The sequence below is a fragment of the Pedobacter terrestris genome (assembly GCF_052343045.1).
Classification (GTDB): Bacteria; Bacteroidota; Bacteroidia; order Sphingobacteriales; family Sphingobacteriaceae; genus Pedobacter.
In genome coordinates, this window is the sequence record NZ_CP180264.1 from 1,806,666 (window position 1) to 1,825,777 (window position 19,112).

General features: G+C 41.3%; 19 protein-coding genes. 12 read left to right on the forward strand and 7 right to left on the reverse strand.

The genetic code is table 11. The annotated features are described in order from the left end of the window. Nucleotides 1-236 precede the first annotated feature (236 nt). The 4 genes from ACJVDH_RS07795 to ACJVDH_RS07810 form a co-directional block, all read right to left on the reverse strand. Nucleotides 237-794 carry a hypothetical protein gene (locus tag ACJVDH_RS07795; protein WP_443947001.1) on the reverse strand — a complete coding sequence of 186 codons (558 nt, stop codon included), beginning with the start codon at nucleotides 792-794 and terminating at the stop codon, nucleotides 237-239. 228 nt (nucleotides 795-1,022) lie between these two features. Continuing rightward, nucleotides 1,023-3,263: a xanthine dehydrogenase family protein molybdopterin-binding subunit gene (locus ACJVDH_RS07800; protein WP_443947002.1), complete on the reverse strand. Its 2,241-nt coding sequence runs from the start codon at nucleotides 3,261-3,263 to the stop codon at nucleotides 1,023-1,025. An 11-nt stretch (nucleotides 3,264-3,274) separates the two neighbouring features. Beyond that, entirely contained in the window at nucleotides 3,275-4,294 is a 1,020-nt protein-coding gene (locus ACJVDH_RS07805; RefSeq protein WP_443947003.1) for an FAD binding domain-containing protein, read from the reverse strand. Next, nucleotides 4,281-4,799, reverse strand: a complete 519-nt coding sequence (locus ACJVDH_RS07810) for a (2Fe-2S)-binding protein (RefSeq protein ID WP_443947004.1) — start codon at nucleotides 4,797-4,799, stop codon at nucleotides 4,281-4,283. Before ACJVDH_RS07810 ends, ACJVDH_RS07805 begins: the two co-directional genes overlap by 14 nt. A 357-nt stretch (nucleotides 4,800-5,156) precedes the next feature. On the opposite strand from ACJVDH_RS07810, the gene ACJVDH_RS07815 reads away from it, so the two are divergent. The 6 genes from ACJVDH_RS07815 to ACJVDH_RS07840 all read left to right on the forward strand — a co-directional run bounded on the left by ACJVDH_RS07815 (nucleotide 5,157) and on the right by ACJVDH_RS07840 (nucleotide 10,185). After that, nucleotides 5,157-6,032, forward strand: a complete 876-nt coding sequence (locus ACJVDH_RS07815) for an STAS domain-containing protein (protein WP_443947005.1) — start codon at nucleotides 5,157-5,159, stop codon at nucleotides 6,030-6,032. Further along, on the forward strand, nucleotides 6,025-6,432 hold the full coding sequence (locus ACJVDH_RS07820; RefSeq protein WP_443947006.1) for an STAS domain-containing protein: 408 nt from the start codon (nucleotides 6,025-6,027) through the stop codon (nucleotides 6,430-6,432). Before ACJVDH_RS07815 ends, ACJVDH_RS07820 begins: the two co-directional genes overlap by 8 nt. Then, a complete protein-coding gene (locus ACJVDH_RS07825) occupies nucleotides 6,413-6,826 on the forward strand; it encodes an anti-sigma regulatory factor (protein ID WP_443947007.1) in 414 nt (137 codons plus the stop codon). Before ACJVDH_RS07820 ends, ACJVDH_RS07825 begins: the two co-directional genes overlap by 20 nt. Beyond that, nucleotides 6,819-7,835, forward strand: a complete 1,017-nt coding sequence (locus tag ACJVDH_RS07830) for an ATP-binding protein (RefSeq protein ID WP_443947008.1) — start codon at nucleotides 6,819-6,821, stop codon at nucleotides 7,833-7,835. The genes ACJVDH_RS07825 and ACJVDH_RS07830 overlap by 8 nt, the downstream gene beginning before the upstream one ends. Beyond that, nucleotides 7,835-9,034 carry a sensor histidine kinase gene (locus tag ACJVDH_RS07835; RefSeq protein WP_443947009.1) on the forward strand — a complete coding sequence of 400 codons (1,200 nt, stop codon included), beginning with the start codon at nucleotides 7,835-7,837 and terminating at the stop codon, nucleotides 9,032-9,034. Before ACJVDH_RS07830 ends, ACJVDH_RS07835 begins: the two co-directional genes overlap by 1 nt. 167 nt (nucleotides 9,035-9,201) lie before the next feature. Continuing rightward, the gene (locus ACJVDH_RS07840) at nucleotides 9,202-10,185 is read left to right on the forward strand and encodes a hypothetical protein (protein WP_443947010.1); all 984 of its coding nucleotides are present in this window, start codon (nucleotides 9,202-9,204) and stop codon (nucleotides 10,183-10,185) included. Between the two features lie 34 nt (nucleotides 10,186-10,219). Here ACJVDH_RS07840 and ACJVDH_RS07845 read toward each other — a convergent pair whose 3' ends face one another. The 3 genes from ACJVDH_RS07845 to ACJVDH_RS07855 are packed head-to-tail and all read right to left on the reverse strand — an operon-like array spanning nucleotide 10,220 to nucleotide 14,117. Then, the gene (locus tag ACJVDH_RS07845) at nucleotides 10,220-11,179 is read right to left on the reverse strand and encodes a phytanoyl-CoA dioxygenase family protein (protein WP_443947609.1); all 960 of its coding nucleotides are present in this window, start codon (nucleotides 11,177-11,179) and stop codon (nucleotides 10,220-10,222) included. A gap of 56 nt (nucleotides 11,180-11,235) precedes the next feature. Further along, nucleotides 11,236-12,432, reverse strand: a complete 1,197-nt coding sequence (locus ACJVDH_RS07850; RefSeq protein WP_443947011.1) for an aspartyl/asparaginyl beta-hydroxylase domain-containing protein — start codon at nucleotides 12,430-12,432, stop codon at nucleotides 11,236-11,238. After that, nucleotides 12,429-14,117: a carbamoyltransferase family protein gene (locus ACJVDH_RS07855; RefSeq protein WP_443947012.1), complete on the reverse strand. Its 1,689-nt coding sequence runs from the start codon at nucleotides 14,115-14,117 to the stop codon at nucleotides 12,429-12,431. The genes ACJVDH_RS07850 and ACJVDH_RS07855 overlap by 4 nt, the downstream gene beginning before the upstream one ends. A 204-nt stretch (nucleotides 14,118-14,321) precedes the next feature. On the opposite strand from ACJVDH_RS07855, the gene ACJVDH_RS07860 reads away from it, so the two are divergent. From ACJVDH_RS07860 to ACJVDH_RS07885, 6 genes are read left to right on the forward strand one after another with little or no spacing between them, the layout of a single operon-like run. Next, a complete protein-coding gene (locus ACJVDH_RS07860) occupies nucleotides 14,322-15,038 on the forward strand; it encodes a Fe2+-dependent dioxygenase (protein ID WP_443947013.1) in 717 nt (238 codons plus the stop codon). Between the two features lie 9 nt (nucleotides 15,039-15,047). After that, entirely contained in the window at nucleotides 15,048-16,172 is a 1,125-nt protein-coding gene (locus tag ACJVDH_RS07865; protein WP_443947014.1) for an ABC transporter substrate-binding protein, read from the forward strand. A gap of 1 nt (nucleotide 16,173) precedes the next feature. Then, the gene (locus tag ACJVDH_RS07870) at nucleotides 16,174-17,112 is read left to right on the forward strand and encodes a formyltransferase family protein (protein ID WP_443947015.1); all 939 of its coding nucleotides are present in this window, start codon (nucleotides 16,174-16,176) and stop codon (nucleotides 17,110-17,112) included. Nucleotides 17,113-17,118: 6 nt separating this feature from the next. Further along, nucleotides 17,119-17,727 (forward strand): phage tail protein, encoded by a 609-nt coding sequence (locus ACJVDH_RS07875; RefSeq protein ID WP_443947016.1) that lies wholly within the window; start codon nucleotides 17,119-17,121, stop codon nucleotides 17,725-17,727. Between the two features lie 26 nt (nucleotides 17,728-17,753). Further along, the gene (locus tag ACJVDH_RS07880; protein WP_443947017.1) at nucleotides 17,754-18,371 is read left to right on the forward strand and encodes a phage tail protein; all 618 of its coding nucleotides are present in this window, start codon (nucleotides 17,754-17,756) and stop codon (nucleotides 18,369-18,371) included. A gap of 33 nt (nucleotides 18,372-18,404) precedes the next feature. Then, nucleotides 18,405-19,025 carry a phage tail protein gene (locus tag ACJVDH_RS07885; protein ID WP_443947018.1) on the forward strand — a complete coding sequence of 207 codons (621 nt, stop codon included), beginning with the start codon at nucleotides 18,405-18,407 and terminating at the stop codon, nucleotides 19,023-19,025. Nucleotides 19,026-19,112 lie beyond the last annotated feature (87 nt).

The following is a 19,112-nucleotide window of genomic DNA, read 5'->3' on the forward strand; positions in this document are numbered from 1 at the left end:
AAGTTAATATGGAATTCGCATTTCTGCAAATGAATTTGTAATAATTACAGTTGTGGTTTTAAAAGACGATAAGTTCTTTATCTCGCGGTCCGGCAGCAGTAACCGGTGAAGTAGCTTTTATTGGTTTTAAAAAATAAAAAATCACAGACATTGGACTTATGAAATTGCCATAATCCGGAACATGACGCTTAAAAGCATACATCATCTGTTATAAAAAAGTTCCAATGTTTTTTGAACTATATCTTTCCATCCAATAACCCCTTGATCAAAAGCTTCCATTGGGGATAAGAAAGACCCAACATGGCAGCTGCTCCGACAATCAGGTTTCTTGCATCGTCAATTAATCTTGTGGTACTGGTGTTGGCAACTTCGTTTCGGCCATGTTCTTCAGCCAATACCCTGTTAGCTTCCCGACGGACAACAAACGTAGAGGAAGCCTGTTTGTCTAAAAAATGCGCAACGTCTTCATCTTCATTAATTGGATTTGGGCATGGACGTACCCGCATTTCAACTAGATCCTGATCATCATCATTTTGTTGTTGCAAAGCTTCAACGTGTACCCAATCAAACCCATTCCCAGAAACCGGGCCTGGTCCCGGAATATCAATTCTGATGAAATCTCCGGTTTGCGCTTCCCGGTTTACTTGCCTTCCATGGACATCAAATAAACTAAATGCTGTACCTGGTGAAAATTCTCCCCAGTTATTCACCATCAACAGTCTTTTCACCGCTTCCGAGAAATGATGTTTTGCCAGGAACGCATCTTCGTAGGTTCGCTCCTCAATCGTATCCATTTTTGATCCCTTCTGCTGGGCGGGAATTAAACTCTTTTTTTTATCTTCCATATATCTATTAACCAATAATTTAGTCCGGTGGTTTTATGATTTTCGATCGGTTGATTATTGGAATTAGTAAGGATTTAATTATTGGTGTTTACTGGACGACAACACGAAAAAATAAAAACCTTAAACTCTTGGGTTTGTGCGCAAGTTTTAATTTTCATTTCAAGCAAATGTTGTTTGTTATTCAATCAATTCATCGAAATGAATAGGAAGCTTATAGATGCGTTTTCCCGTAGCATGAAAAATTGCGTTGGATATCGCTGCCGGCATGCCTACAAGGCCAATCTCACCCACGCCTTTACTGCCAAGCTCATTGATCACACGATCTTCCTCATTTGCAAATATGACATCCAACGCTCCAATATCTGCATGTACAGGAATATGGTATTCGCCCAAATTGGTATTGATATATTTCCCCAGATGCTCATCCATAATGGTTTCCTCATGCAGCGTTTTGCTGATCCCCCAAATCATTGATCCCAGTATTTGACTTCGGGCTGTTTTAGGATTGATGATTTTTCCAGCTGCTACCGCAGTCACCGATCGGGTTACTCTTACTGTTCCCAGGTCCTGGTCAACTTCCACTTCTACAAAGGATGCGCTGTGGGTAGCCATACTATATTTTCTAAGCTTAAACATATGGGGTTTGCCCATGTTGGTTGTTTTTATAGATTTTCCATTATTGCTGCGTACAATATCTTTCAAGGAAAGCGTGGTCTTTGGATCATTTTTTAAATATAAATACCCGCCCTGAAAAAAAATGTCTTTTTCATCCGCTTTTTTGAATGGAGAATCTTTTATTTCCGCGGCTTTTTTTATCAGCTTTTTACGAAGTGCTTTGGCTGCAATTATAATGGCTACACCTGTAGAGGAGGTAATCGCCGAGCCGCCCTGAAACATGGAAAAAGGTTTTTTACTATCTCCATATTCAAACTCTACATCTTCAAGCTGAAGCCCAAGTTCATCTGCCGCAATTTGAGTCATGACTGTAAGCGTCCCTGTACCAATATCAGTTGTCGCATTTTTAACCACCAGTTTACCTTCGGCGTTTATTAGCGCTTCAACTCTTGCCGGAAATTGAAAGGCATCCCAGATACCTGTAGCCATGCCATAACCGATGAGTTTGTTTCCTTTTTTCATGCTGCGAGGCTCAGGATTCCGGTCTTTCCAGCCAAACTTCTCTGCCGCCTGAAGGTAACATTCGCGTAAAGCCTTGCTGGTGTAGGGCTTTTGTACAGACGGGTCTGCATCAGAATAATTGATTAATCTTAATTCCAGCGGGTCAATATTTAGCCTGTAAGCAAGTTCATCCATCGTGCATTCTATCGCGTGCATCGCCGTGCTTCCACCAGGAGCACGCATGTCCATCGGTGTATACACATCCAAAGGAACAATATTGTGCTCAAAAAGGGTATTCGGAGCGGGGTAAAGCCGATGACTCCAGGTTGCCGTCGGTTCAGTATAATCTTCAAAACTTGATGTCTCTGCTATTACTTTATGTCCTAATGCTGTTAGCCTGCCATTAACATCGGAAGCGAAATTCAAATGCTGAACAGCGGGTGGACGGTGAGGAAAAGAAAACATTTGCTTTCTGTCTAAAACAACCCGTACATTTCTTTTCAAATGAAGCGCAGCCATTGCGCTGAGAAATACCTGATATTGTGGTCTTAATCCCGATCCAAAAGCTCCACCGACATAAGGTGCCAGTACCCGAACGTTTTTATAGTGTAGCCCAAATATGTTGGCAATGTAGAGCTGAGTGTTGATTGTTCCCTGCGTTTTATCGTATATCGTTAGTTTGCCTTTGCCTTCATAAATGGTTGTCGTCGCAAATAGCTCAATCGGATTGTGGTGTTCTGTGCCGTGATGAAATGTTGTACTTACTTGTACAGCTGCATCGTTAAACGCTCTTTTGAAGTCTCCGGTTGGTGCAGGAGGAGGTGGTTTTAATGCTGTTGCAAATCCCTTCTTAGCTGGCCTTGCCTGAGAAAGGTTGCGCTCCAGACTGGTCTGAAAACTGTCCACCTCATAGTCAAAGATAATCCGAGTTGCTGCATACCTCGCCGTTTCAAAATCCTCGGCCACAACCAGCGCGATGGGCTGCCCGTTGTACAAAATTTTCTCGTTATGCAACGGCTTGAAAACCGTTCCGGGAGGCGCATCCATATCTGTATATTGCAAGTCAAACCAGGCCAGTTTTGGCCGGTTTTCATGCGAAAGCACTTCCACCACTCCAGGAATAGCCATAGCCTCGCTTGTGTTTATACTGATCACAATTCCCTTGGTTATTGGACTGTTTACCACATAACCGTAAAGCATTCTATCTGCGGGATATTCCGCCGCATACTTGGCCGCTCCGGTTACTTTTAGCTTACCCTCCAATCGGCTAATGGGTTTACCTACATGTTCTTTGCTATTCATCAAATCTATTTTTAAGCTGTTGGTCCGGCACCCGGCAGCTGTGATTCAGGGTTTAAAGCCGTTAGTCCGTTTCTCACTATAGCTTTTTTAGCTAGTTTTATTTTAAAGTCGTTGTGTCCGAAACCTTGTGCACCACGAAGAATTATGTCTGCAGCATGCGAGAGGTTCTCATAATTAACAACTTTTCCCTTCAAATAAGTTTCTGCCTCAGTGGAACGCCAAGGTTTATGCGCCACGCCACCAAGCGCAATCCTTGCTTCTTTTATTACTCCTCCATCGAGCTCAAATGCACTCGCCACCGAAACCAGTGCAAAAGCATAGGATTGTCGGTCTCTAAGCTTTAAATAGGCATAATTCTTTGAAAAGCCGTTTGGAGGCAAATCTATTGAGGTAATCATTTCACCTGTATTCAGCGTATTATCCAGTTCCGGATGTTCTGCTGGCAGGCGGTGAAATTCATCGAAGGGAATGACACGTGTACCTTGCGGACCTTCCACGTGTACAGAAGCATCGAGTGCAGCCAATGCAACACACATATCCGATGGAAACACTGCAATGCATTCCTCGCTGGTACCCAGTATCGCATGAATTCTATTGTATCCATCTCTTGCCGGACATCCAGAGCCTGGAATTCTCTTATTGCAAGGCACTTCGAAATCGTAAAAATAGTAACACCTTGTGCGCTGTAAAAGATTGCCGCCATTAGTGGCCATATTTCTGATTTGTGCAGAAGCCCCCGCAAGAATAGCTTTTGAAAGCAATGGGTAGAGGGTTTCAACATCAGGGTTGTAGGCAGTATCTGCATTTTTTACCGCTGCGCCGAGCCTCAGCCCTCCGTTTTCCAGGGAAGTAATTTTGGAAATTTCTTCCAGATGAGTAATGTCTATGAGTTTCTTTGGATGCACAAGATTATACTTCCATAGGTCAATCAGATTGGTTCCACCCGCAATAAGCTTGTTGGACTTTTCATCCTCCAATTGCGCAATTGCTTCTGATAAAGCTGCAGGTTGATGGTATTTAAAATTGTTCATAATCTCCTTCGTTTTTTACCTGCATAATGGCATCGATAATACCTGTGTTTGCGCCACATCTGCACAGGTTGCCACTCATGAGCTCCTTTACTTCTTCAATTGTTTTTGCTTTATTCTCTTTGAGCAGTCCCAAAGCGCTGCACAGCTGCCCCGGAGTGCAATATCCACATTGAAAAGCATCATGATCAATAAAGGCCTGTTGAAGGGGATGAAGCTGGTCTCCGTTTGCTATTCCTTCCACCGTTGTGATTTCGGAGCCGTTTTTGGCAACCGCAAGTGTCAAACAACTTAAAATTCGCTTTCCATCACAGATCACGGTACATGCACCACACTGCCCATGATCGCATCCTTTTTTAGTTCCTGTTAAATCTAAATGATCCCGAAGGCAGTCCAATAGACTAACCCAAGGCTGTATCCTTACGTGTTTATTTTCGCCATTGATTTTTATGGAAACGGAGTACATTTCAACTTCTCGGCTTTCATTAGCCCGCGGTTTTGGTCGCATATCGGAGTTTTGTTAGTGGTAATATGTTGCTAACAACTTTAAAAAACATAAAGTTTTATTTAATTTTTGTCGATTGGCAACTTGCCTGTTGAAGTTTTATGTGATCGTAATCGGAAAAAGAGCTAGCGCCTCGAATAAATTTTGTATATAACGTATTTCTACGCAAAACAGGCGGTAATTGATTCTTGAAATACATTAATCGTAGGACAAAACCCTCATAGCTGCGCTAAAATACAATCAAAGAAATTTTACGGTAGAGCCCTGGGTGTAGCACTCGGTAAACATATTGTGAAATACAATTAATGTTTATACCTTCATCGGATATTTCGATCAGAAAAAATAAAATATAATTTTCCCATGTCTACAAACAGCTTTAAATTGCTACAAAAGAAAAAAAAGGTAATCCTGGAAAAATGGATGAATAATCAATTGTCTGATGATGGACTTCGTGAAGATCTGATAAGTAATGAGGATCTGAGGATTCAGTCTGAAGAACTCATCGATGTGTTGACGGAAAACCTTAGTGCAGACAGCTATAGCAATATTGATTCTGAAGATTGGAGCCCTGTAATTGAAATTCTGGGAGGTATATCAATAACGCGTGCCCGCCAGGGATTTTCTCCTCGGGAAACGGGAAATTTTGTGTTTTCTTTAAAAGACGCTATCATAGAAGTTATTCAGGAAATGCTTTCTGATGATCCTAAAGCGCAGGTTACAGAAACATTGAAGGTGAGTAAAATTATAGACTCGTTGAGTATTGTCACCTTTGAAACTTTTATAAAAGGCAGGGAAGAAGTAATTCTCAGACAGAGTGATGAAATAACCGAAATATCTACTCCTGTAATTCGCGTTTGGGATGGTATTTTAGCTTTACCCATTATTGGTACATTAGATAGCGCTCGTACGCAGGTTGTAATGGAAAGTTTGCTACAGGAAATTGTGGACACTGGATCCAGTATTGCTATTCTGGATATTTCCGGAGTTCCTGCGGTGGATTCCCTTGTTGCGCAGCATTTAATTAAAACTGTTAGCGCCACGCGTCTGATGGGCGCGGAGTGTATCATCAGTGGTATCCGTCCTGAAATTGCGCAAACTATAGTTCATCTGGGTATTGATTTAAGTAGTATCATAACCAAAGCGACGCTGGCCAGTGCGCTTTCTTATGCGTTTAAAGTACTTCGCTTAGAAGTTAAAAAAGTTGCTACAATAAAGTCTGGGTTCGCAAATGGATAGAATTCCGATTTTAAAAATGGGTAGCTTTCTGCTGGTTACCATTCAGGTAGATCTCTACGATAAACTTGCGCTTTCCTTGGAATCGGATCTGGTTCAGATGGTCAATAAAAGTTCTGCAAAAGGGGTTCTGATTGATATTTCTGCTGTATCTATCGTAGATTCTTTCATGGGCAGAATTATTGGCAACATTGCCAGTATGTCCAAAATTTTAGATGCAGAAACTGTAGTTGTTGGAATGCAGCCTGCTGTGGCCATTACACTGATAGAATTGGGACTACCACTGAAAGGCGTGCATACTGCTCTCGATGTCGAAAAGGGAATGATTTTATTACGCGAAATGATTGGGCCGGATGAAAATGACGAATTAGAAACCGAACCCGATGGTACTGTCCCTGAGTAAAGACCTGATCCAGGTCATCCGGGAACAAGATCTCGTTTTGTTAAGAAACCGTGTAAAAGAAGTAGCAGTTAAAATTAAAATGGGATTGGTCAACCAGACCAAACTTATTACTGCAGCCAGCGAATTACTCCGGAATATGCTTCGATACGCCGATGGTGGCGCTTGTCTTATCGAAGTTGTATCCAGTGGTAGAAATAATGGAGTAAGATTAACCTTTACAGATAAGGGGCCAGGAATAGCCGATATTTCCCTTGCCATGAAAGATGGATACTCAACAGGTAAAAGTTTGGGCTTAGGCTTACCAGGTACCAAACGGCTGGTAAATGAATTTGATATTAAAAGTAAATTGGGAGAAGGCACAGTAGTGACGATAATAAAGTGGGCAAATGGTTGATGCGACACACATTAGCTTCGCGGCAACTGACAGAAGTTATTTTTCGCTTATCAAAAAAGATATCCGGCAGCGCGCTTTAAACGCTGGAATGATGGAAGCGAAAGTTAATCAGATTGATTTGGTTGTTGCGGAAATTACTTCAAATTTGTTTAAATACGCGGATCAGGGGGAGATTTTGTTAGGTGTATTTGAAAATAACGGGAATCCTTACATTGAATTGATAAGCCTTGATCATGGTCCGGGCATTGCTCAGCCTTCGAGGATGATGGAAGACGGCATTTCGACAACAAATACTATGGGTTTTGGCTTGGGCAGTATGAAGCGACTTTCTGATCATTTTGAATTATATTCTCTGGTGGGATGGGGGACCATCGTGCTTTCGCGAATTTATAATACAGTCCCTAATTCTAAAAAAAATAATGTGGCATCCATTCATCCTCTTATAGTATCCAAACCTGGAGAAACAGTAAGCGGAGATGGGATGGCAATTAAACAAAACGATAAGTTCATTAAAATTATGCTGGCAGATGGCCTTGGTCATGGACCTGAAGCAAATTTGGCGGTTAATGAGGCTGCGAATGCATTTAAAGTTTATCCAGATTTTAGCCCGAGTGAAACCCTCAGATATGTTCACCAGTCTATTAAAAAGACTAGAGGTGCAGTAGCAAATGTACTCTGTTATGAGTTTGCCACTAATAAATGGACATCAGCCGGTATTGGGAATATTTTATTTAAATTGGTTGGTCCTGTGGCGGTTAAAAATCATATGTCCTATAATGGCATTGTTGGACACAATATCCCCAATACAATGAATGATCAACAATATGACGGAAGCCAGTATAACCTGGCCATTCTTTGTTCAGATGGAATTAAAACCCGTTGGGAGACTAATAAGTATCCAATGATTGGAAAGTACGACCCGACTATCCTTTGTGCCGCTTTGTATAAAGACCATGCGCGACGCACTGACGATATGTCAATTGTTGCTATAAAAACTAAACAACGCTAATGGAAATCGTAGTCATATCTCTGGAAAATGAAATGGATCTGGTGCTTGCTCACCGCAGGTCTATGCGCGTTGCAGAACGTTTAGGTTTGACAACTTCCACGCAAACAACCTTCGCAACAGCTGTCTCTGAAATCTCCAGATCTGTAATCGAACATACGGATACCGGAATATTGCGGATTGGTATTGATCAGGATAAGCAGCGTTTTTCGCTAAAGGCTCTGGTGAGCTATGATAACAGTGTGAAACTGACCAGCCAGGATGATGGTTTTTTCTATGCCCAGAAACTGGTTCCTCAGTTTATTATCTTTGAAGAATCTGGGGTGGCTTATGTGGAGATGAAAATCGGTCTGCCCCGGTCTTTAAATCTCGACTCCCTTAAATTGCGCAGCATTAAGGAGTTTTTTCTTCAAGATGCCCCCCTGAATGCCTATGAGGAACTTAAGCAACAAAATCAATCCCTGAAAGGCATTGCTGAAGAACAGCAGCAAGAAATTCGCCTATCAAAGATTATTGATAAAAACAAAACTGAATTCATTTCTGTTGCCAGCCATGAAATTCGCACACCTATAACTGTCTTAAAAGCTTATGCGCAAATTGGTAAAAAACTTGCTGGCTCCTCTGATATGCGCTTAACCAGTTTAATGGATAAGATAGACGTTCAGACAACAAAATTAGTAGACCTGGTGCAGCGACTGATGGATGTCTCGAAACTTGAAGTCGGACATCTTGATTATAACTGGGAGTTCGTTAGTCTTGATACTTTTATTTTGGATTTGGTTGCGGTGATGCAGGATATCATGCCCTCACATACACTATACATTATTGGATGTGCCGAAATTGACGTTAAATGTGACCGCCTTCGATTGGAACAGGTATTCTCAAATCTCATCAACAATGCTTCAAAATATTCGCCCAAAGGCACCACTATATTCATCTCTGCTAAGGTCCTGACGGATGGATTTGTTACCATTTCTATACAAGATGAAGGAATAGGAATGAACGAAATTACACGAAAATCAGTTTTTGAGAAATTTTACAGAGATGAAAATGCAGCCAAAGCATCTACTGGATTGGGTATTGGTCTTTATGTTACTTCTCAAATCGTAAAAGACCATGGCGGTGAAATATGGTTAGAAAGTGAAGAGGGTAAAGGATCTGTATTTCATTTCTCCATTCCATTAACTACAAAAGTGAATTAATCGGGTATCTTTTAGAAACTCGTATATCTGGTCTTTTGAAGAGCTTATCAGATTTTCGGCAACTAAGTTCAATAAAACGTTCTGGATCGCCCAGCTTTGCACTAGAAACCGGATATGTTTATAAACTGGAGTGAAATACAAGATTAGATAGATTAAGAATACTAGTTATGAATACAAACGCTTCTCATGCTACGGATACGTTATCCGCGGTGACCACCATACTGCTGTCAGACACCAATTATGGTAAGCTTACTCCAGCACTGAAAGATCTGCACAATATATTTGCCGAATTATGCGGTGTTAGGGCAGGAGATATCACTGACCACGATATTAATCTATCCAGTGGGAAAGCAGTGTCTACAACTAAGGCCGCCCATTGCCTTTTAGAGATAGACCGGACACGAATATTTCTTAGAGGTATATATCAGGCAATCTGCAAAATCACGGCCGCGCGGCCAAATGAAACCATCCACATACTTTATGCGGGCTGTGGTCCATATGCAACTTTGCTGACGCCGTTGACTACACGCTTTACATCTAAACAAGTTAAGTTTCTTATGCTCGATGTTAATGCAGTCTCACTCGCTGCTGCGCATAAATTATATGATCAGCTAGGGTTACTTGAATATGTTACGGACTTTGTTTGCGCGGATGCAACAGTTTATACACTCCCGGAAAATGTACGTATTGATATCGTCATTTCAGAGACGATGCTCAATGGGTTAAGAAAAGAACCTCAACTCGCAATTATGAATAACCTGATTCCTCAGCTTCATCCAGAAGCTGTCTTCATTCCCGAAGAAATAAAGATTGATGCAAGGTTAACAAGATGGCAGCAGGAATATGATTCTTTTACAGTACCTGGCTATCAGCCTGAAAGAATAAAGGTCGGGCTAATCTATTGTGCCAACAGGCAATTTCATCTTCCAGAACCCGTGGTGGTTCAAATTCCTGCATCAGAAACCCACAATCAACTTGACTTGTTTACAGAGATAAGAGTATTTGCACAAGAAGTGCTCACTACCTATAATTGTAGTCTCACAGTGCCCTTACCCATATGTAAAGTAGAAAACCAATTTCGTGAGATAACCGCGGAATTTGAGTATATAATGTCAGAAAATCCCGGCTTCCATTGTACACTCAAGGCATGATCCGATAAGTCCCAGACACTAGGCTCCGGCAAAATTACAACCAGTTTTTGCTATGCTCTAATTCGGCGGGTTGGTAATTGATATATTGTACAAATCTTGGTTTCGTTGACGTATTCGGACGACTACCATGAGGCAAGGCCTGATGCCAGATGATAAAGTCTCCAGCTTCAGCTGCTATAGGTAAACTACCAAGGTCATGTAAATTTTCTTTCCTCGGATCCCTTTCTGCTGGCAAAGAAGGCAGCCATTCTGAAATCCGGTGATGAAAGCCCGGAACCAGTGTGAAAGCACCTTGATCAGCCACCGTATCCGCCAGGTAAAGCAAACCTTGGAGATTAAAAGGAATAGGAAGATCCAGACTACAGTCCCAATGTAAATCCGGGCCGGGGAATTTCCAGGAATCTGTTTCGGGAGGGTTGAATCCAACACGGTCTGTCGTCGCCCAAATATCCCTCCGCTTCCAAAGTTGTTCGTACGCTCTTCTAATTCTGTCGGATTGTCGGTTTTTCTGCAATACAGGATGCTGAAATAGCTGAACCATAATTCCTTGCTTTGCAACATGAGGAGTATACCACGTGTCTGGCTTGTCTAATTTTATATCCAAGATTGCACAGATTACTTGAATCGTTTCTAAGCAGTCTTCTTTAGGAATAGCATTTTTTAAAACTAAATATCCGTTTTTATTCCAAAAATCTAGCTCTTCTTCTGACAACACGCCTGTTAAGGGTTGCTCCTCTAATGGTAATTTACTAAATGTATTATTGAATCTATCAATCAGCTCTGCAGAGGGTGTCCCAGAGGTATGTAAAATCCAGTCTTCAAATTTTTCAAATGCGGGAGCATGTTGAAACACATAAACTAAGGTTTGTTCCAAACCAAGCCCCAGCACACTTAATAAGGTTTTGTCCAGCTGCCATTCTTTCTCCCATAAACCTTCTTCAAGCGTGTTGGCTCTTTTGAATAGTATTTTGCTCCAAAAGCGTTTCAAATGCATTAATCCACAAGAACTAATCTCAGTGGATGGTGGTAAGCTAAATTCCGAACACATTTTTATCGTTCTATTGTAGTGTTTGTATATTTATTTTCTTTACATGTCCAGCTCAACATCTTGGGGAAAGATAAATGAGATTCCTTGTCCGGTGGATAAGCCATTCCATTCCATTGTAATAAAGGAACGCCAAAAAAATTACCTCGATTAAAGTTATCAACCAAATTCTGTCCACCGCCTTTGTAGCCGTTTTCATGGAATACAATATGTGGATCAATGCCTAGGTGTAGCGAGACGGCATATGACCAGGCAATAGCCATCATCTCACCGCCATTATTGATGTCGTCTACAGGTAATGAATCGTTCATATTGCACCGGATTTCCAAAGGCATACATGCCAGATGCCCCGCCTCATGTAAAATATCACCAGGGTATAACAGTTTTATGCAGTCAATGATTAATACCCCATTTCTTATTTTAAGACCCGGTAAAAAGGTATCGCCATCTATTTTTTCAAGTTGATATTGTAAACCGATTTCAGCGATAAAGTCAAGCATTTTTGAAATCATCTGGTTATTTTTTAATTCTATTTCCATCTGATTTGCCAATTCATTTGAGTAGGATGAATCGATCGTCTTAAGGCTGTCGATAATCTGACGAGTAGTAATGGGGTCTTTTTTTACGAAGACTGTCTTTTTATTCCCTCCAATAATAGTCTCGGATAGCCATTCATTTACCTTACAGTCAATAACCAGATGTATCCGATCTGTCGAACCCTGATTTTTAACTCTATGCTGGATATTTGCATTGATATACCAAACCTCGCCTTGTTCCATTATCACCCGATCCTCCTGGACATAAAATTCAACATCGGGGTTGGTAAATATCGGAATATGCAAACGTGCTTCTCCCTGCTCAAAGGATAATTCAACATCTCTGTGCGCTTTTATAATCGATCCCGAACGCAGATTAAGAAGGCGTATAGAGCCTTTTTCGCACTTAAGAAGTTCTAAAAGTTCGCAAGTGTAGGGCAATGCACGCAACAATTTAGTGTCTTCAAATTGACCATGTTGTAAAAGGTCAGCAAATGGAGCATCACTTTTTCCACCAGGCGTTCTTAGTGGAAGTACATGCCAATTTCCTTCATAGTCCGCAGTACTGTAATGCGGTAACCATTTATTTCCAGCCAGTAAATCCTTCAATTCCTCTTGCAGGGAATGAATGTTAATGTTGAGGTTTAATTTAGAGTAGCTAATCATGATTTGTAAATTAGAAAATTATTTAATACCAATACATCTAATGCTCCGGATAAAAAAAGAGATAAAGCTTCATCAGGGGTTTCTACAATTGGCATTCCTTTTCGATTCAATGAAGTGTTAAGTAAAACACCAATTCCTGTAAGCGCTTCGAACTCACCAATAAGCTGATGAAAATCAGCATTAAAAGACGCAGATACAGTTTGTACCCGGCTACTGCCATCGCAGTGAACTATGCCTTCAAGCGTATCTTTCCAATCAGTTTTTAGTTCATCAATTAGTATCATATATGGGCTTTGGTATCCGTGAACAAAATATTTTTGTACGTCCTCAATCCTGACACAAGGGGCGAAGGGCCGAAAATCCTCCCGAAATTTAATTGCGCTATTAATGTGCTGCTTGATACCCTTGATCCGCGGATCGGCCAAAATGCTCCGGTGACCTAAAGCTCTTGGGCCGAACTCCGCACCGCCTTGAAACCATCCAACAACTTTTCCATGAGCAAGTTCAAAAGCAGTTTGCTCAACGAAATTACATGCTTGTCTAATTTCAATGGTTTGGTTTTGATGGATTCCCGCAGAATTTATAGCCCGTAAAATATCTTCACTATTGTAACCCGCCCCAAAATATACCGCATCGGCCATTGTTTTCTTCGGGTTACCCAACACTTCATGCCAGCCATAATATGCGCAGCCAATGGCTAATCCATTGTCTCCGGCCGCAGGCTGAATATATAAATTCTTTACAACACCTGATTTAAGCACTTTATGATTGGCAACAGCATTCAATGCAACCCCGCCGGCGTACGCAAAATTATCGTGATTCAATAGTTTAGATCGCTCCTTAAAAAGATATGATATAGCCTGCTCCGTTTCATGCTGAACCCAGCGTGCAATGTCTGCGTAATGCCCAAAGTTTTCTTTAAAATCGTCATATCCTGATGAAGGCCTGTCAAAATAAAAATCCATATTTTCATAAAGAACTTCAACTATCCCATTATCCAGGTTGAATAGAGGAGGCCTTCCTCTAAGTTTGCCGTATGGGGCTAGTCCCATCAGTTTTCCAACATCATTAAGGTTGCCAAAACAATAGCAACTTGCTGCATGGTATAGCCCGCCAATGGAATGATAATTGGTTGGCAACTTAATAGACGAATTTTTTTGGAATAATCTCACTTCCGAAAAATCTTTAAATACCGGAGTTAATATCTTCCCATCAAAGTGGTAAAAACTATCCTTTTCACAATACATCCCACTATCGAACGGATAACTGGGTATTGTCGTACCTTTAAGATCCATACATTGATCATAAGGGCTACCTGCGCCGTCAATTACCAATACATTAAAGACATCGAAAGGAGACGTGCCTACTACACTCCAGGCATGGGCAAGATGGTGTGAAAGGGTGATGACGGGTACAGGAGTATCTGCCTCAAAATAACGTTTTCCATTGTACCAATGTGAGGGAATGTTGTTTTCAAAATTGGAAGCCTGAACGATTAGTGATAAATCCTCAGCTTTAATTCCTGCAAAATCCAAGCAATACTTTACAGTGTCAAAATCATTCCCTCCATCGTGTTTAACTCTGCTCAACCGCTCTTTTTCAATAGCTACCATTATTTTTCCGTTTTTCAATAAGACTGTTGATCCATCATGTGATAAGCCGGTTCCTAAAATATATGTATCCATTATCAATTTATATTTTTTACGGTAAACGATTGCAGCCTTAAACTTATAAAAGATAACTGTAATAGTTAGTAATGATATGGCAGTAAATTAAAATAGACATGACAATTGTCAAATTCGTTCGCTCAACGGAAATATTTTAACTACACCTATTTTAAGTTTAGAAACTTATTAATAGATTTACACTGTCTAAATCGCACGCTCACAATGAACTCTCAAACCTTAAATACAGAGGATATTATTCCTCGTATTGCAAATGCTACGTATCTGCATATTTCCAACCTTCTTAACGAAGAAGAATTGGATCAAATCGGTTTACTTTTCAACTCCGGAGTATTTGACGATGGCAGATTAACTGCGCACAGCTCCGCTAAGGACGTGAAGCGTAACCAGCAGCTAAACAATCAAACACAAGAACACGCAGCGATTCAGCATAGTATTTTGACTGCACTCAACCGCAATCCTTTATTTAGAAATGCAGTTCTTCCGCATAGCATTCATCCATTTTTAGTTAGTAGCTATATGCCCGGTATGCATTACGGATGGCATGTAGATAGCCCTGTTATGGGTAACATGATTCGCACCGATGTGGCGCTAACCATTTTTTTGAATGGTCCGGAAGAATATGATGGGGGCGAACTGGAACTTCAGACTGCAAATGGAAATATATTGTATAAGCTAAATAAGGGAGATGCTATATGTTATCCATGCACTCAGATTCATCAGGTAAGAGAGGTTACCCGTGGTGAACGGAACGTTGCGGTAAGCTGGGTGCAGTCGCTGGTCAAAGAAACTGTACACCGAAAAATGTTATTTGAAATTTTTCAGATCTCGGAAAACCTGCGCAATACGCCGGCAGCAGAGCAGGAATGTCTTTTTTTACAGCAACACTACAGCAATTTGCTGCGTATGTGGGCAAATTAACTAATATTAATGGCAACTAAAAAATTAACGGTGGGTGTTTTGCTTTCCAACTCAAGTATCCTGCCTATGGCTAAGCATTTTAGCACAGGTTTAAAAAATGGATTAAAGGAATTAGATCAGGAGATTGAATTGGAAATTGTGCCCGAATTCATCGGACAAGGGTCGAGAGAACTGGCTGAAGTTGCTATCACTAAACTGGTTAGCTTTGATGATGCCGATGTGATTACCGGTATAGTTTCAAATAAAGTAGGTATTGATCTTTCAGAAAAGATAGCCAATGTTAAACGGCCATTCATTATCAATAACATAGGAGAGCATTTGCCAGATCCTGAAAAGTTTAACGATTACATGTTCCTCAACTCCATTCATACCTGGCAGCAATTGTGGTCTATTGGCCAATGGGGGGTTAAGAAATTTGGAAAAAAAGGAATGTATGTATCTGGTTTGTACGACTGTGGATATTCATTTCAAAGTATGTTGAGTGCTGGTATGGAATCGGCAGCGAGTGGGGTAATCATGCCATTTGCTGTAGCGCCAACACCAAACCCTAAAGAAACTGGAGATATAGCCGCCGTATTTGAACATATACTACATTACAAACCGGATTTTATTCTGGCTACTTTTTGCGGAAAAGAAGCTGCAATGTTTTTAACGCAATATGTGGAGCGAGGCTTACATAAAACTACTCCGTTACTTGGTTTGCCGTTTTTACTTGAGGCGTTTACTGCATCTGAACCTGTTGAGATTTATACTACGCTATCATTAAACAGGGCATTAAAACCAGAGGAGCTTGATGAGGTAAGTAATGCCATGGCAAATCCTTTTACTCAGTTTGGTTATGAAACAGGCTCATTGATTGCTCAGGCGGTTAAAGAACAAGGTGGTAAATCTTTGCAAAAAGCCATTGCTGAAGCAGCAATTGAAACAGATCGGGGCCGTGTTGAAATTGCACCAGAGTTAAATGCCTCGCGAAGCAGGGTTTATTCGGTTAAAAACACTTTTAATGGGAATAAAGGTGAAATATCCAGGGAGCTGATCGGTGAACTGGAAACGATTGATATTAATCATGAAGATGTGCAACGTATTAATGGCCAGACTTCTTCATTTTGGATGAACCCTTATCTCGGCATTTGATATGAAAATAGCAGTTATTTGCAATTCAGATTCGCTTGCATTTCCAACCGTTCAGGCATTATTCTCGCAAGGACTTTTAGGTGGTGTGGCTATTCTGGAGCGTAGTAGCAAAATATTGCTTGGACCGCTTCGGGCTATGGGCTTATCCAATCATCAGATATTACAACTGAATCAGAGGGCATGGGAACATGAATTAAAGCAGTGGTTGACGGGATTAGATGCAAGTGCTGTTTGGGTATTTGGTTTCCCCTGGATGATTCCGGATTACTTGCTGGAAAGTACACGCCAAGGTTATCTGAATTTTCACTTCGGAGAATTACCTAAATACCGTGGCGCCGACCCTATATTCTGGCAAATCAAAAATAATGAACCTTATGCAAGTCTGACGGTACATCAAATGACTGCTGATTTAGATGCAGGACCGGTTGTGTGGTCAAAGCGAATACCCAGTATGAAAGGTGAAAATTATGGACTGCTTTGCCAGCGCCTCGGGCTGATGGCTACCGAGGCGATACCGGAGCTGCTAAATAATATCAGCTTACCATCTGCTTTAAGTAAAAGGAATTCGGCTGCCGTACTGTTTGATAAGAAACCCAATAGTTACGATTTGACTATCAACTGGGAACTACAGTCGGCAGATGAGATAGAACAGCTGGTTAATGCCGCAAACCCTAGATATGATGGTGCAACGGCCTGTATTAAAAATAACGAGTTGCGTATACTGGAAGTATCGCCAGCTGAAATTCAGTTGCAGGAAGGATTTAAACCCAAACCTGGTACTATTGTTTATGCTGATGCACTTTATGGATTAATTGTAGCGTGCATTGAAAATCGTTTTTTAAAGATCAATACTGTACACATGCGTGAAGGCTACTTCTCCGGAGCTAAGCTTTTCCACATGGGTATACAATCAGGAGAAAAATTTATAAACCTAAATTAAAACACAATGGAAGGAACAATTGCTGAGGTCCGGATTTTTGCCGGCAACTTTTCGCCCAGAACATGGGCTTTTTGTCAGGGACAACTGTTAAATGTAAATACCAATCAGGCCTTATTTGCTTTATTAGGTAGTACTTACGGTGGTGACGGGCGGACAACATTCGGATTACCCGATCTTCGCAGCAGAACCGCAATCGGTGCGGGTACAGGTGCTGGTTTATCCGCGTACACACTGGGGCAAAAAGTAGGGTTAGAAACGGTAACGCTTAATTTAAATCAGATACCAGCACACTCACACCAATCGGTAGTAAGTCAAACTTCAAATCTTCCAGCCTCCGCTACTTTTTTTGCTAGTCCGGATATTGGTACCCAGGTAAATGGTCAGAATGCCTATGTTAGTGAGGATGGCAGCGGGCAGGTTCCCTGTTATACCAGTGATGGCACCACGCTGATTCCTTTAAGTGCAAAATCTGTTGAAGTAACCAATTTGAGCATACCTGCTCCAACGGTAACCCTGCTAAATGCGGGAGGTAATTTAGCTCATAATAATATTATGCCAAGTATTGCATTAAATTATATCATTTGTTTACAAGGCCTTTTTCCCTCAAGAAATTAATCACTAAACCTTTAAGAAAAAAAATTATGGAAGGAACAATTGGCGAAATCCGCGCTTTCGCAGGTAATTTTGCACCAAGGACTTGGATGTTTTGTCAGGGACAATCACTACCTATCTCAATATATACCTCGCTTTATTCGATAATTGGCACCACTTATGGCGGTGATGGGGTTAGTACATTTAATTTACCCAATATCGCCAGCCGCATTGTAGTAGGAGTAGGCCAGGGACCGGGTTTAAGGTCTTACCTTTTAGGGCAATCGATTGGAGAGGAAAATCATGTCCTGCTTCAAGCTGAAATGCCTATGCATACGCATGAAACTACCCAAACAACTACATCAACAGTGCCATCAGTTGATATTTCACTAAATGGGGTTGCTGTAGATGGTTCCCTACCTAATCCTCAAGGCAATTTCCTTGCGCAGGATTCATCGGGCAATGATAGTATTTATGCTAATCCAGCTACTTCAACAAACCTGGTGAGCCTTAATGCCCAAGCCTTACAGGTTAACAATCTGATACCACCTAAGCCTAATGTGAATATAGGAGTTACAGGCGCAAGTGTAGCACATACTAATATCCAGCCTGTGCTTGGTGCAAACTATGTGATTTGTGTAGAGGGTTTATTCCCATCTAGAGATTAATAATTGATTAATTCATACTAAATTTTATCAACAATGGAAGGAACTATAGGCGAAATAAGGATGTTTGCCGGAAATTTCGCACCGTATTCATGGGCATTTTGTGCCGGACAAACATTTCCTATACAAGCATACACTGCGCTTTATGCAATAGTGGGAACTAACTATGGTGGTGATGGAAGAAGCACATTTATGCTTCCGGATTTACAGGGACGCACTATTGTAGGTGTAGGCCAGGGACCAGGACTTTCAAGCTATGATGTCGGCGATAAAGAAGGCGTGGAAAGCGCTCCAATTGCAATCTCTCAAATTCCAGCCCATATACACCCCGTAAATTATGTTCAAGGTGGCTCTGCAACCGTAACAATCAAGGCGTCTGCAGACCAAAGTGGCGAGACTAGCCCTGCGGGTAATCTTTTGGGCGCACCTGCGGCCGTTTCAGAAACTTTGTACAGTACTCCGATTGCCCCGAAACAGCCTGTAGCTATGGGTCAGGGTACACTCAAGGTAAATAGTGTAAGCGGCCCTCAACTAGCAAGTCTTACTGTTTTGGCAGCGGGTGGTACAACATTACCTACAGTACATGAAAACAGGCAGCCCGGATTGGTACTCAACTATGTGATCTGCATTATTGGGGTATTTCCGGCTAGAGACTAAAATCAAGACGCAATCTAATTATTTATGGGTATAACCGGTTTCCTTCAATCCCGGTTATACTATTTTACTTATCGCAAGCCATCGTAT